11 protein-coding genes and 1 tRNA gene are annotated in these 13,500 nt (G+C 59.1%); 3 read left to right on the forward strand and 9 right to left on the reverse strand.

The annotated features are described in order from the left end of the window. Positions 1-67 precede the first annotated feature (67 nt). Positions 68-1,282 (forward strand): glycine C-acetyltransferase, encoded by a 1,215-nt coding sequence (locus tag ACP_RS09155; protein WP_015897029.1) that lies wholly within the window; start codon positions 68-70, stop codon positions 1,280-1,282. Positions 1,283-1,367: 85 nt separating this feature from the next. Here the strand turns inward: ACP_RS09155 and ACP_RS09160 are convergent, their stop codons facing one another. Then, the gene (locus tag ACP_RS09160; protein ID WP_041840143.1) at positions 1,368-3,407 is read right to left on the reverse strand and encodes a M13 family metallopeptidase; all 2,040 of its coding nucleotides are present in this window, start codon (positions 3,405-3,407) and stop codon (positions 1,368-1,370) included. 421 nt (positions 3,408-3,828) lie between these two features. Continuing rightward, positions 3,829-5,001 (reverse strand): DUF6599 family protein, encoded by a 1,173-nt coding sequence (locus ACP_RS09165; protein WP_148215106.1) that lies wholly within the window; start codon positions 4,999-5,001, stop codon positions 3,829-3,831. Between the two features lie 433 nt (positions 5,002-5,434). Here ACP_RS09165 and ACP_RS18100 point away from each other — a divergent pair, with 433 nt between their 5' ends. Together ACP_RS18100 and ACP_RS09175 are read left to right on the forward strand one after the other, a co-directional pair. Further along, entirely contained in the window at positions 5,435-5,638 is a 204-nt protein-coding gene (locus tag ACP_RS18100; RefSeq protein WP_148215107.1) for a hypothetical protein, read from the forward strand. 193 nt (positions 5,639-5,831) lie between these two features. Next, positions 5,832-8,528, forward strand: a complete 2,697-nt coding sequence (locus ACP_RS09175) for a TonB-dependent receptor (protein WP_052294771.1) — start codon at positions 5,832-5,834, stop codon at positions 8,526-8,528. A gap of 290 nt (positions 8,529-8,818) precedes the next feature. On the opposite strand, the gene ACP_RS09180 is transcribed toward ACP_RS09175, so the two are convergent. The 7 genes from ACP_RS09180 to ACP_RS09210 all read right to left on the reverse strand — a co-directional run bounded on the left by ACP_RS09180 (position 8,819) and on the right by ACP_RS09210 (position 13,426). Further along, a complete protein-coding gene (locus ACP_RS09180) occupies positions 8,819-9,721 on the reverse strand; it encodes a tetratricopeptide repeat protein (RefSeq protein WP_015897033.1) in 903 nt (300 codons plus the stop codon). Positions 9,722-9,827: 106 nt separating this feature from the next. Beyond that, positions 9,828-9,903, reverse strand: a tRNA-Thr gene (locus ACP_RS09185). Between the two features lie 149 nt (positions 9,904-10,052). Continuing rightward, positions 10,053-11,000: an ACP S-malonyltransferase gene (fabD, locus tag ACP_RS09190; RefSeq protein ID WP_015897034.1), complete on the reverse strand. Its 948-nt coding sequence runs from the start codon at positions 10,998-11,000 to the stop codon at positions 10,053-10,055. A 106-nt stretch (positions 11,001-11,106) separates the two neighbouring features. Next, positions 11,107-11,487 carry a VOC family protein gene (locus ACP_RS09195; RefSeq protein ID WP_015897035.1) on the reverse strand — a complete coding sequence of 127 codons (381 nt, stop codon included), beginning with the start codon at positions 11,485-11,487 and terminating at the stop codon, positions 11,107-11,109. Positions 11,488-11,590: 103 nt separating this feature from the next. Then, positions 11,591-12,604, reverse strand: a complete 1,014-nt coding sequence (gene plsX / locus ACP_RS09200) for a phosphate acyltransferase PlsX (RefSeq protein ID WP_015897036.1) — start codon at positions 12,602-12,604, stop codon at positions 11,591-11,593. A 12-nt stretch (positions 12,605-12,616) separates the two neighbouring features. Next, on the reverse strand, positions 12,617-12,805 hold the full coding sequence (gene rpmF, locus ACP_RS09205) for a 50S ribosomal protein L32 (protein WP_015897037.1): 189 nt from the start codon (positions 12,803-12,805) through the stop codon (positions 12,617-12,619). 63 nt (positions 12,806-12,868) lie between these two features. After that, positions 12,869-13,426 carry a YceD family protein gene (locus ACP_RS09210; protein WP_015897038.1) on the reverse strand — a complete coding sequence of 186 codons (558 nt, stop codon included), beginning with the start codon at positions 13,424-13,426 and terminating at the stop codon, positions 12,869-12,871. Positions 13,427-13,500 lie beyond the last annotated feature (74 nt).

Below are 13,500 nucleotides of genomic sequence, written 5' to 3' on the forward strand. Positions count from 1 at the left end.
GCCTCATGGCCTGCTTTCCGCCGGGATAGCCCCCGCAAATGCGGCCGGCACGGTACGATATTCGGTTATGGCCCATCCACTCTCTGAGCGCTCTCAACTTCGGCACCTGACCGCCCAACTCGACGAACTGAAGCAAAAGGGTACGCACTTCCGCCTGCGCGTACTGGACGACATTCAGGCCCCAGTCTGCACCTACGACGGCAAAAAGGTCATTAACCTCGCCTCCAACAACTACCTGGGGCTTTGCGATCACCCCAAGCTGCGCGAGGCCGCCATCCAGGCAATACGCGATTACGGCGTCGGCTCGGGAGCCGTCCGGACCATCGCAGGCACCATGAAAATTCACATGGAGTTGGAGGAAAAGATCGCCCGCTTCAAAAACGTGGAAGCCTGCGTCGTCTTCCAGAGCGGATTCACGGCGAATGCCGGCACGGTTTCATCCATTCTTGGCAAAGAAGACTTCATCATCTCTGACGAGCTAAACCACGCCTCCATCATCGACGGCGCCCGTCTTTCCCGTGCCAAAATCAAGGTCTTCCGTCACAAAGATGTTGCCCACGCCGAAGAACTGCTCAAAGAGGTCGCCAGCGAGCCCGGCCGCAAGCTCATCATCACCGACGGCGTCTTCTCCATGGATGGAGACATCGGCCCCGTCGACAAGCTCTGCGATCTCGCGGACAAGTATGGCGCCATCATGATGGTGGACGATGCTCATGCCTCGGGCGTGCTGGGCCGCAATGGCCGCGGATCGGTGGATCACTTTGGCTGCCATGGCCGGGTTGATGTGCAGGTTGGCACGCTTTCCAAGGCCATTGGCGCACTGGGCGGCTATGTTTGCGGCTCCAAAGATCTCATCGACTACCTCTATCACCGCGCGCGTCCATTTCTCTTCTCCACCTCGCATCCGCCATCGGTGGCCGCCACTTGCATTGCGGCCTTCGACATTCTGGAGAATGAACCCGAGCGCATTGAGCGCCTTTGGAGCAATACGCGCTACTTCAAAGAGCAGCTCGGCCACGCCGGCTTTGATATCGGCGGCAAATCCACCCCGGCCAGCGAAACACCCATAACCCCGATCATCGTCGGCGACGGCCGCAAGACCATGGACTTCTCTCGCGCGCTCTTTGACGCCGGGGTCATGGCCACCGGCATCGCCTTCCCAACCGTTCCTGAAGGCAAGGCCCGCATTCGCACCATCATGACCAGCGAACACACCCGCGAGCAGCTCGATCAGGCCCTCGACATCATCGTGAAAACCGCAAAGCAGATGTCGATTCTGTAGCGGCAAACGACACAAGAGAGAAGAGGCCTGCACATGCAGGCCTCTTCTCTTGCGCCGAAGGCGCATCCGCTTCGACAGCCAGCCTCTACCAGATATGCACCCGCTGATCGGGCCGTAGATACAGCTTGTCGCCCGGCTTCACATCGAATGCCTTGTACCAGCCATTGATGTTGCGCACCGTCTCTGCCCGGTACTGCGCCGGTGCGTGCGGATCATTCACAATCTGCGCCCGCAAAGCTGCCGGACGCACTTTTTCCGCCCAGTTCTGCGCAAATGCAAGGAAGAACTGCTGGTCGCCCGTCAGCCCATCGACTACCGGAGCCTTCTTGCCGTGCAGCGAGAGGTGATAGGCCTCATAGGCATCCGACAACCCCGCCACATCGGCAATGTCTTCATCTATGGTCTGCTTGCCGTTCACGTGTACACCGGGGAAGGGCGAGTACTGGTCATATTGCCGCGCCAGCGCCGCTGTCACAGCCTCAAAATGCGCATGATCTTCGGGAGTCCACCAGTTGCGCACTTGGCCTTCGGCATCAAAGGTTGAGCCCTCAGCGTCGAAGGTGTGCGAAATCTCATGGCCAATCACCGAGCCAATCGCGCCGTAGTTGAAGGCATCCGGCGCCTTGGGGTCGTAGAACGGTGGCTGCAGAATAGCGGCCGGAAAGTTCAGCGCGTTATCCAGAGGCAGGTTGACTGCGTTCACCGTCTGCGGCTCCATGCACCACTCGCGGCGATTGACTGGCTGGCCAATGCGTGACAGCTCGTAACGGTAATGGAAGAGCCGCGCCCGCATCAGATTGCCCATCAGGTCTTCGGCCTTGATCTCAAGGCCGGCATAGCTCTCCCACGAGTCCGGATAGCCTACGCTCACCTTGAGGCTATCGAGCTTCTTGATGGCTTCTTTCTTCGTTGAAGGTGCAAGCCAGGTATTGGCCTCCAGCCGCTTGTGATAGGTAGCAATCAGGTTCGCCACCAGTGCCTGTACCTTGGCTTTTTCCTGTGCGGAGAAATATCGCTTGGCATAAATCTGCCCCACGGCATCGCCCAACACATCGTTCACCAGCATCACGCCGCGATGATCGCGGGGCCGCTGCTGCTCTGCTCCATTCAGAGTTTTGCCAAAGAAGTCGAACTCCGCCTCTGCCATCTTCGACGGCAGACCGCTCGCATTCTGTTCGATCAGGTGATAGCGCAGCCAGTCCTTCCATGCATCGAGCGGAGTGCCTGCCACCAGCGCCGCCTCTCCCGTAAACGCGGACGGCTCCCAGACGATGAATGACTTCTGATGCGCCAGACCCGCCGCCTCAAAGTACGTCTTCCAGTCCAGCCCCGGAGCCTTGGCGGCAAACTCCGCCTGCGTCCACGGGTTGTTTGCCTTATGGATATCCTCGTTTTCTTCGAGTGACCAATGCGTCTTCGCAAGGGCCAGCTCGAGCCGGTACACACGGGCCGCGCGTTCGGGAGCGTGATCAAATCCCGCCAGTTCAAACATGGTGGCGATGTGCTTCTGGTACGCCATACGAATCTGCTGCATGTGCGCCGAAGAGTCCAGGTAGTACGCGCGGTTCGGCAGGACCAGTCCGCCCTGCAGCAGGTAAGCCGTGTAATGGTTCGGATCGTTAAAGTCCGGAGCAACCCACAGTCCAAACAAGTTCAGAGTGTGAAAGTTCGTATCGTTCAGCGCGTCCACGTCCGCACGCAGCGTCTCGCCCAGCACGCGCGCCAGGTCCTTGCGCGAATGAATTGCATCAATCTGCCGCATCCTCGGCTGCAGCGGCTTTAATCCTTCCGCATCGATGGCCTGCGTGTCCATGTAGGAGTGGTACAAATCAGCGATCATGCGCTCGTTCGTAGCGGGCGCGGTGTTGGCCTTCTCTGCGTTCTCGATGATGCTCTTCACCCGTTTATCGGTGCGGTCCGCAACGATGGAGAAACCACCGACCGCTACGCGATCCGGCGGAATCACGGTGTGCTTCAGCCACTCACCGTTGGCATACTCGTAAAAATTGTTGCCCGGCTTCACCGAATGATCGATGTGATCGACCGCTACGCCATGGCTCTGCGCCAGCAGGCCGCTCGGCGCGCAAAGAAGAAGAGAAACCGCCAAACTTTGCAGAAACTTCATGAGCAGATTGTTCCACATACGAAGATTCGCGGGCGAGCCGGAGAAACCCCGAAAAAGCAGGGCAAATTTCATGCCAAAACACGAAAAGACCGCCCGGCAACAGGGCGGCCTTTTCTTTTAGGGAGAATAGTTCCAACGGAGGCAAAGCCATCAGAACTTTCTGGCGAAATACTATGTTTGGGCAAAACCAGTGTCAAGGCAAAATACCCTCGCCTGCAACCATTTTATTTATCAACAAGTTACAAAGCTACCTTCCAGGACATGGCTGAATCATTATTTCTCCTTTTATTCGCCACTGGTCCCGCCACCTGCCCCCTAGCCCCCTCAAAGGACACCGCTTATCCCTTACCTTGCACCAATGACGGTGCAATCAGGCCAGACGGACCGTCAACCTGGAACCCAGCCAGGTTCCCTGGCCGGTCTACTTGTCGTTGATGTTCAGGGCGATGAACTCTTCGTCGTGCAGGCTGGATGCCGGCTTGCCGCGCATCACTCGATAGATGGCGCGCCCGCCGCCCAGAAACAGCCCCAGCAGAATCGAAGCTCCGCCCAAAATCACTGTGAGCAGAGCCACCGAGGTGAGCATCTGCGCAGTCTTGGCAATTTCGCTGACCTTGGGCTTCAACCGGTCCATCGCGATGTGCTCGCGAAATTGCACCTGTGCCAACAGCGCCTTTGCCTGAGCCGGCGTAAACCCTCCGCTGGTCACGGCCACACGGGTTCCGGCGCGCTTGACCAGCAGCGCTCCCGGCGTGCCTTTCACTGCGCCCTGCTGCAGCGCTCCGGCAATCGCCGCCATGCGGGCATCGGCAATCTGGGGGGTAGGGTAGGCAAGCAGCGTGAGCGTGCCCTTGCCATATTGCGCAGTGACCGCTTCAGCATCCTGATCAAAGTGAATCAGCTCCGGCGGCAGCACGCCGCCCTCCAGTTGATACGCCGCAGGGCCGATCGCATAGCGCAGACTTGCAACATCGAGCCCCTCCTGCGGCAACTGCTCCGGCAGTCCTGGCGGAACTCCGGCTGACCCCGCCGCTGACGACAATGCCATGTCCAACTGCATCATCGCCGCCTTCTCGCCAGGCAGCCCGGACGCGAAGGCCGCTTCCACCAGCAGGTTGCCCTTCCACAGCAGCCATACGTCACCGCTCCGGGCTCCGTTGTACTGCGTTGCGGGGATAAACAGTCTTGGACGCCGCCCATCTTTACCGGGCTTGCTTAGCCTGGCCGTTGCGTAACGTTCCGCCGCAATCTGTTCTGGCTGCATGCCCGGAGCATGAAGAAGCGTGAATGCGCCATAGGCGCCGGTGGCATCAGGGAACTGAAAAGCCGATACCGTGACCTTCGCTCCAGCACGTACATAGCTGGCCTGGCTGCCGGTCTGAAAGCCGAATTCTCTCCACGCGGCATCGTCCTGCACTTCAGGAGTTGCCTGCTGCACGACGCCCCGTTTCCACGAACCAAAGCTGGCAGGCAGAATGAGGGGGGGATTCGCCGCCTGAGGGAGCGAAGAAGAAGTCGTTGCCGAAGGAGTAGCTCCAGGAACAACCCCCACGAAAGACCCCAGAGTCAGCACGCCAATCAATCGAAAAAACATAGCTTTACATCTGGAGAGTACCACTCGCCATCTGCACGCGAGCGACACCGGGTGAGATGGCTGGGTTTTGCGTCATTTATGACGCTGAAATTAAAAAGATGAATTTAGTCTGAATTCGGCTTCAATCCTGAAGCTCTTCTTAATAAATTCCTTCCTTTTCAAGAGGCTGTAACAATGTGTTGAACCTTCATTCACCAGAGAGGCCGCCGCCTTTCTCATACTGCGACTAAGCAGACAACTCTGCCGGAATAGTGCGGTGAAAAGGCTTCGACTCCCATCTCGATGGCAGCTCCCCAGGCTGGAGTATCTGCTCCTGGCTCTGCTTGTTCTTTGTTGGGGAACGCAATTCAAAGCCTCTCTCTACCAGGCTGCCTCCCACGGCCGGCGTGTTCCCGTTGCCAAGCTGCTTTCTGATACAGAAGGCAGTGAGACCATGCGGACAGCCCTGGCCGCACCTGACGTGCTGGCTCGGACCGGCTTCATGGGTACATTCCACGCAACCGCATTGCCCGCATCTCTTCCGGAGCTCGTTCTGGCAGCCGCTGTGCCCTTCGATTCGCCCCATCCTGACTGGCAACTTCTCGCCCAGCGGGATTCCCTCGGCCACTTCTTCCACCGGCCACCTCCCACGCTCTAAGCCGAGCCGCGCATTCACGCACCCGGGCGCATACTCCGTCAGGCGCGCATGCGGCTCTCTCATGTTCTGCCTTCAGGCGCACTCCGCTCACCTCAAGGCGAACCACCGCTCCTCTGATCCATTGCATTGGGCCCAGCGATCAGGAAAAGCGGAAGCACTTCACAAAGCACCAACAATTTTCGGAGGAACCAACTTGCGTCGATCTCTGACTCTCATTCTCGCGATAGCATCTCTGGGCTTCTCGCCCAGTTCTCATGCTCTTGCGGCATCCGCTGCCGCGCGGCAGTACGCTACTGTCACGATTCACGGCAAGATTACCGACCCATCCGGCGCCGTGATTCCGGGCGCGGCGGTCTCGTTGACCGACCTGACCAGCAACACCGTGCTCAGCACGATCTCCGGCGCCGATGGAAGCTATGAATTCAGCGGCGTGGTCGCGCACAATCAACTGCTGACGATCGTCAAGTCAGGCTTTGAAACCTATTCGCAGCAGATCGCCCCGGCTACCCAATCCACTGCGGATGTCACGATGAAGCTCGCGGCCCTCTCGCAGAGCGTCACTGTCCGCGGCACCATCAATCCTGAAGCCACGCCGGTGCCCACGCGCGGTCAGGTCATGCTCATGCCCGGCACGGTACGCGTGATTGACCGCAAGGAAATTGAGGCCAGCGGCCCCGTTGCGGGCGGCGCACAGATGGTGCAATCGACTCCTGGCGCCAACGTCATGGGCTACGGCCAGACCGGCTCGACCAAGTACACCATCATCCTCAACGGCATTCAGCAAGGCTGGGCAGGCGAAGCCACCAGCTTTACCGGACCCGGCTCGCTCGGCATCACCTTTGACGGCGTGCCTGTCGCCGATCCGGCCACCGGTCTCTGGCAGTCGGCCACCATGCCCCAGAACCTGGTCATGCAGAATCTTCAGGTCACTTATGGCCCGGGCCAGCCCATGAATCGCTGGTATACCGACATCGGTGGGCGCGTGGACTTCGTTCCCGTGCAGCCCACCGTTGGTCATCACCTCAGCGTTGAGGGCACCCAGGGTCCCGAAGGCCAGCAGAATTTCGCCTTCGTCGGCAATACCGGCCAGATCGGCGGATGGTCCACCGTCATCGGCGGCGGCCTTGGCCGCGGGGACAGCTACCTCCAGGGTCCTGACGGCTTTGGCAATCACTCCAAGAACGGTTCCATCTTCGGCAAGACACTCAAGACCTTCTCGCGCGGCAGCCTTGCCTTTGGCGCCTTCTACTCCAAGGCCGGAGGCTATCGCCCCACCGTCATTCCCACCACGGACATCGGCCTGACGATTCCCGGAACCACCACGCACTTCAGCCAGGCCACCAGCGGCTACTACACCGTTCTGCCCTTCGCAGACTACAACAAGTACGACACCAACGAGATGGCCATGGTCTATGCGCGTGAGCACTTCCAGGTCAGCCGCAGCATGTCCTTCCAGAACCTCACCTGGTACACCCACATTCGCCGCTTCCATCACCGCACGGCCGATGCTCTCAGCGGCGGCCCCCAGGTGGATGAGTGGAACAATCCCCACAGCAACATCTTTGGCGAAAAGATCAACGTGTCACAGGTGCTGCCCTACAACACCATCAACTTTGGCGGATACTTCATCCACGAGCTTTACAACACCCGCAACATTTTCTTTAACCCCAATGACGGTGCCAGTGGCCAGAATCAGGTGGTCGGTTTCGGCTCCAAATTCCGCTCCGGATACTTCGATCAGAACAACGTCACCTTCTATGCGCAGGACGACTTCCACCCCATCCCGCAGATTCACATCATTCCGGGCGTCCGCGTAGACGGCTTCAATACCAACTACAGCGATCAGGCCTTCCGGGATTTCACCTTCGCGGCCGGCGTAACTCCCTCCACCCACTGCTCGCTGTATCCCACCACGGCCGATCCTCTCAAAAACATTCTGGGAACACCGAATGCGACAGACCAGGGTTCCCTCTGCTCCTCACACGAAAGCCGCTCTGCTGTAGAACCTTCGATCGACGTCACCGTGACCCCGAAGCACTGGCTCACGCTGTATGGAGGTTATGACACCACCTATCGCTCGCCTTCCTTCGGTGGCGGCGGCGGTCTCTTCCAGAAGGTGAACCCCAAGTACTACATCCTGGCCGAAGGCAAGTATGCGCAGATCGGCGGCAAGATTCACTTCGTGAACGCACCCGTACTTCACAACTTCATTGCCGGCATCAACTACTACCACAACACCTACAGCAACCAGGAAATCGACGTCGAAACAGCGCTTGGCGTGGAACTCACCAGCGGCGGCACCTCTGAGTATCACGGTGTAGACGCCTTCCTCGATGCCGACCCCACCTCGCAACTGCACTTCTTCGTCAACTTCGCAGGCGAAGCCTCCAGCTTCACCACTTACGTCACCGGCGGTACGCTCGCTGTGTGCGGCAAGACATCCAACCCCGCCGGAATAGCAGCAGGCTGCCAATACTTCAACAATCTGCCGGTTTCCTATATTCCCAACTACACCTTCAACACCGGTATTTACTACGCCATCCAGCACCACGGCCGCGAGATCATCGAGCCGCGCCTCTGGCTCACCAGTACGGGTTCGCAGCATCTCTGGTCGAACCAGACTGGTATGCCTGACAAGACCACCATGCCCTCATACACCACCCTGAATCTGGGCTTCAACGCTCCCATCACCTTCCACAAGCAATCTTTCAATCTCAAGCTGGATGCCATGAACGTGGCGAACTCGAAGTACAACCAGTATGAGTACATCTCCAGCGGCGGCTATTTCGCCTCCATAGCACCGGATCCGAACAATCCGCCTGCGAACTACATCAACGCCTATCCCGGAGCCCCGGCCTCGGTCTACGGCACCATCAGCTACCAGTTCTGATCGTTCTCTTCAGGACGGCAGAGCGTACAGCGAGGGCGCAGGCCTAAGGCTGTAGCCGCGATTGAAACAGGCTTCTCCGAAGACCGCCAGGTCTTACGGGAAGAAAGAGAAAACAGGAAGTGCCTCTCTTGGCGCCAGCTCAGGCTGGCGCCGATTTTTTTGTCTCGAAGGCATTAGGCTTGAAGCGCCGCCGGAAAAGAACAATTCTCATTTCCTGGCAGATGGCCCGCGGGGGCACAAAAGGGGCATCCCGACGCACGTCTTGCACGAGCCGGAACAGAGTCTGATATCTATTTGGAAGAAGAGCTGCGGCGGGCGACGATCTTGAGCTTTTCTCTGTCAAGAAGTTTGCGAATTTGCAGACGCGCATGATTGTGCCAGGGGCCGTGGGGATCGAGCTTGATGTAAGCCGTCCAGTGGCGCAACGCCTGCCGCCGCTCACCCTGCCGCTCGTAGGCAAGCGCCAGATTGTAGTGGGCATCAGCATAACGCGGCACGAGACGAATCGCGGCCTGGTAAGCCTCGATCGCTTCCGTCATGCGCTGCAATTCGTCCAGCACGTTTCCTAGGTCAAAGAATGCCAGCGCATAATTCGGGTCTGCTTCGGTCGCGCCCCGGTAGAGCCGCTCCGCGCGGGCATAATCCTTGCGGTGGTAATAGATCGTTCCCAGGTTAATCGCCGACGGTGCGTGACCGGGGGCCTGCGCCAGAATCGCCTCATACAGCGCGACTGCTTCGTCGATGTTGCCGGCCTCTTCACACTGTACCGCCTCAAGAAACGCCGCCGGCGTATGGGGCGCTGGCTCACGGCGAAAGCGATGACCATCTTCGCGGGCCACATCGGCACCATGCTCAAAGTCAAACAGGAGCTGCCCGCCAATCGGGTCCATCAGCGTGCCGGAGTGCCGAAACACCACACGGGCACCATCGCGCGCCGTACCCGCCTCCAACAGCGGATTGCTCATGCCCGAAGCCTGCTGCATCGCCTGAATGCTGGCGCGAATATGCGACGCGGAGAGGCGCGTGGAGCAAAGGTCGCGTAGCTTGCGCAACTGCACAAGATGCTCAAAACTGTACGTCTCAATGTGAGGGAAGATGCCCGCGCGTTCCCAAGCGCGCAGTTGCTGCGCGTGAATGCGGAGGATGCGAAGAATATCTCGACGCGTGTACGAGTTGACGATGACTTCGCTCACTGCCGCGATTATCCAAGCACCTCTGCCACAAGGACAAGTAGCGTGCAATAAAAATCGTGGATAAGTGGGTACTAAACTTGATTCTTTTTGAGGAGGGGAAATCGGCTGGAGCCGACGACCGGACTTGAACCGGTGACCTGCCGATTACGAATCGGCTGCTCTACCAACTGAGCTACGTCGGCCTCTTTGAGCATTTTACTTGAAGCCGAGGAGATTGTGGGGGTTCCGGGCCGGTGGTTTTCCTGTCCATCGTACAAAAAGGCACGATGAACGGGCACGCGTTCCTTGGTGCCCACGTCCGGATACACAGACGTGGGCACCCTTATGAGACTTAGGCCTGAAGCGCGGCGAGCGTCTTCTCCAGGCTCGCCTTGTCTTCCACATTGAGGCAGCTCTGCGCGCGGTCAATCTGGCGCATCAATCCGCTCAGCACCCGACCCGGGCCGACTTCAACAAAGTGTGCCGGCTGCTTATCAATGAGATTGCGCACGGACTCCACCCACCGCACCGTGCCGGTAACCTGGCGAATGAGCGCGTCGCGCAATACGTTTGCGGTGGTGACCATGGCGGCATCGACATTCACGACGACCGGCATGTTGGCATCAGCGAAAGTCAACTCGTGGAGCAGCTTGGCAAGCTGATCCTGCGCCGGCTGCATCAGCGCGCAATGGAAGGGCGCGCTGACCTGCAGAGGTACCACGCGCTTGGCTCCCCGCTCTTTGCACAACTCGCAGGCACGCTCCACGGCGGCCGCCTCGCCAGAGATGACCGTCTGCTCCGGCGAATTGAAGTTGGCCGCCGAGACAATGCTTCCTTTCTCGAGCGCCGCAGCGGCGCAGGCCTCGGCCGCAGCCTCAGAGGAGATGCCCAGGATGGCCGCCATGGCACCCTTGCCCGCGGGAACAGCCTGCTGCATGTAGGCTCCCCGATGACGCACCGTGCGCACAGCATCGGCAAAGGCCAGCGAACCGGCGGCCACATTGGCCGCATATTCTCCGAGCGAGTGGCCCGCCACAAAGCCGGGCTGAATGCCGCGCTCCTGCAGCACGCGCAGGGCAGCCACGCTCACCGTACAAATGGCAGGCTGCTGAAACTCGGTGAGCTTGAGCTGATCTTCGGGTCCCTCGAAGCAGAGCTTCGAGACAGAAAAACCGAGAGCCTCGTCGGCCTCCTCAAAAGTGCGGCGCGCGACGGGAAACTGCTCGTACAGATCGCGGCCCATGCCGACAGACTGCGAATTCTGCCCAGGAAAAAGAAATACCAGTGTAGGTGTGCTCATGTTCGTTGTTATTTCAAATGATTGGGATGCCGGAGGGCAAGGTGTGGCCCACTGCTCCACTCAAAAATGACAGGCCACTTGCCTGCATCCGGATTGCAAAATCTACTCAGATCCTGCGTTGGCCCACATCGATGCGGTTGCCATCCGGGTCGGCGAAGACGAATGCGTCCTGCCCATAATCCTTGCCGGCAAGCGACCTGATAATGCGCACGCCGGCTTGCTGACAGTGCTGATAGAGCGCCGCCACATCATCCACAAACAGATGCGCCACATTGGTCGTGCTCGCCTGATGATTGCGCTTCCAGCTCAGGTGCAGTTCGGCGTCATCTTTCTTTAACACCATGAAGCCGACCGGCAAGCCGTTCTCAAAGACCTTCTGAAAGCCAAGCACACTGCAATAAAAGTGGTGAGCGGCCTGAATGTCGCTCACCTCAAGACACGGTGCCAGGCGCCCGTAACGGATGGTTGCCACTGACTTTTCTGTCATCGCGAAGATTTCCTTGTGGTTCTTTTGCGAGCAGATGGCGACGGTGCGCTTGCCCTGTTCAGGAGCGGTGTCCCGTGAAGCAGACTAGATGGTCCGGTAAAAATCAGGCATGGGAATCGGCTGGAGCCGCAAAATCGGCTTCCAACTGCTGATTGACGCCCGCCGTGGCAAACTCGGCTGCGACCCGGATGCCATTCATGATGGCCCGGTCATTCGAGGATCCATGACCGATGATGCAGACGCCGCGCACTCCGAGCAGAGGAGTTCCACCGTACTCTGACGGATCAAGTCGGCGCTTGAACTCATCGAAAGCCCGGCGGGAGAGCAGCGCACCCACCTGCGCGGTGACCGTGCTTTTGAGCGATATCTTGAGCATTTCGCGCACCAGCTTGAGGATGCCCTCAGAGGTCTTGAGCGCGACATTGCCCACGAATCCGTCGCAGACAATCACATCGCAGTGACCGTTATAAATATCGCGGCCCTCAACATTGCCAATGAAATTCAACGGCAGCGCCTTGATGAGCGGGAAGGCTTCACGGGTAAGATCGTTGCCCTTGCCTTCTTCTTCGCCGACAGACAAAATGCCGACGCGCGGGCGGTCGACCTTGAGCACTTTGCGGGCATACATCTCGCCCATGACGGCAAACTGCTCCAGATTGTGGGCCTTACAGTCGGTATTCGCACCAACGTCGAGCAGAATGGTAGGGCCGGTCAGCGTAGGCACCGCCAGCGCCAATGCCGGGCGATCAACGCCGGGCAGCGCGCCCAGCACCATCTTGGCCGTGGCCATCGCCGCGCCCGTGTTGCCGGCCGTGAAGAAACCGGCAACCTTCTTCTCGCGAACAAGCTTGAGCCCCACGCGCATCGAACTATCGCGTTTGGTCCGAACAGCCTGAGCAGCCTTTTCGTCCATGGCGATGCGCTCGCTCGCATGCACGATCTCAATCGGCAGGCGGGCACCACGAAGCGCCTGGGCCAGTAATGGCTCCAGAACGTCCTGCTGGCCCACGAGATGAACGCGGACCGGCAGATGACGGCATGCAAGAATGGCGCCTTTGATCTCCGGTTCGGGAGCCTTGTCAGATCCCCAAGCGTCGAGGGCGATGTCAGTGAGCATCAGCGCGCGAGACTAGCTGGCAGCTTCCTTGGTTTCAATGACCTCGCGGCCCTTGTAGGTGCCGCACTTGCGGCAGATCCGGTGGGGCAGCTTCGGCTCATGACAGTTGGGGCACTCAGAGATGCCGGTCGCGGTGAGCGCGTCATGCGCGCGGCGCTTGGAGGTGCGCGCCTTGGAGTGGCGGCGCTTGGGATTGGGCATTGCAAATTCCTTTCGTTCGGCAGCGCGGGTCAGCGTGCAATGCGCCCGGCGCGCGACAAAACCTTATTCTTCTGGCTTCAGCCGGCTGCGCAGGTCTGAGAGCGCTGTCCACCGCGGATCGGACGGAACCGTATCGCAGGAGCAGGAGCCGCTGTTCAGATTTTGTCCGCAGCGAGGGCATAGCCCTTTGCAGTCTTCGCGGCAAAGCGTCTTGGCGGGGAGGGACAGAATCACCTGCTCCCGCAACACGTCTTCCAGCAATAGACCGTCATTTTGATAATAACCGATTTCCGTCTCAGAATCGCCGATGGAGTGCTCCGTCGGACCGTCTTCTACCCCGATAGGACGAAAAATCAGGTCGAAATGACCGCTCACCGGATATTCAACCGGCTCCAGGCAGCGCGCGCAAAGGATCGCGAAACGCCCGGAGTACTCAGCCCGGACACGAATGTCAGAAACGATGTCTTTGGGGCCGCGATGCTCTTCAATGAGGTCAGCCTGGCCCTTGGCCCTCAAGGAACCATGCTGGGTCAACTCGATGCCAAAATCGATCTGGCCCGGAGCGAGCGATTCGTCGAAGACAATCGACTCTTTCTGGAGTTCCTGGAGTGTGAATTGCATGGGCGAAATCCTCGTTGGGGGCTCCTTTTAGCCTAAAGACGAGGCGCGGCAGGGTCAAATGCAAGTGATTGATA

Source organism: Acidobacterium capsulatum ATCC 51196 (assembly GCF_000022565.1).
Taxonomy (GTDB): domain Bacteria; phylum Acidobacteriota; class Terriglobia; order Terriglobales; family Acidobacteriaceae; genus Acidobacterium; species Acidobacterium capsulatum.

Bases quoted from the DNA above. Each gene is read 5' to 3' on its own strand.
- ACP_RS18100 (WP_148215107.1), top strand. From the start codon at position 5,435: ATGCGGACAGCCCTGGCCGCACCTGACGTGCTGGCTCGGACCGGCTTC.
- rpmF (WP_015897037.1), bottom strand. From the start codon at position 12,805: ATGCCCAATCCCAAGCGCCGCCACTCCAAGGCGCGCACCTCCAAGCGC.
- ACP_RS09165 (WP_148215106.1), bottom strand. From the start codon at position 5,001: ATGTTTTTTCGATTGATTGGCGTGCTGACTCTGGGGTCTTTCGTGGGG.
- fabD (WP_015897034.1), bottom strand. From the start codon at position 11,000: ATGAGCACACCTACACTGGTATTTCTTTTTCCTGGGCAGAATTCGCAG.
- ACP_RS09155 (WP_015897029.1), top strand. From the start codon at position 68: ATGGCCCATCCACTCTCTGAGCGCTCTCAACTTCGGCACCTGACCGCC.
- ACP_RS09160 (WP_041840143.1), bottom strand. From the start codon at position 3,407: ATGAAGTTTCTGCAAAGTTTGGCGGTTTCTCTTCTTCTTTGCGCGCCG.
- ACP_RS09210 (WP_015897038.1), bottom strand. From the start codon at position 13,426: ATGCAATTCACACTCCAGGAACTCCAGAAAGAGTCGATTGTCTTCGAC.
- plsX (WP_015897036.1), bottom strand. From the start codon at position 12,604: ATGCTCACTGACATCGCCCTCGACGCTTGGGGATCTGACAAGGCTCCC.
- ACP_RS09195 (WP_015897035.1), bottom strand. From the start codon at position 11,487: ATGACAGAAAAGTCAGTGGCAACCATCCGTTACGGGCGCCTGGCACCG.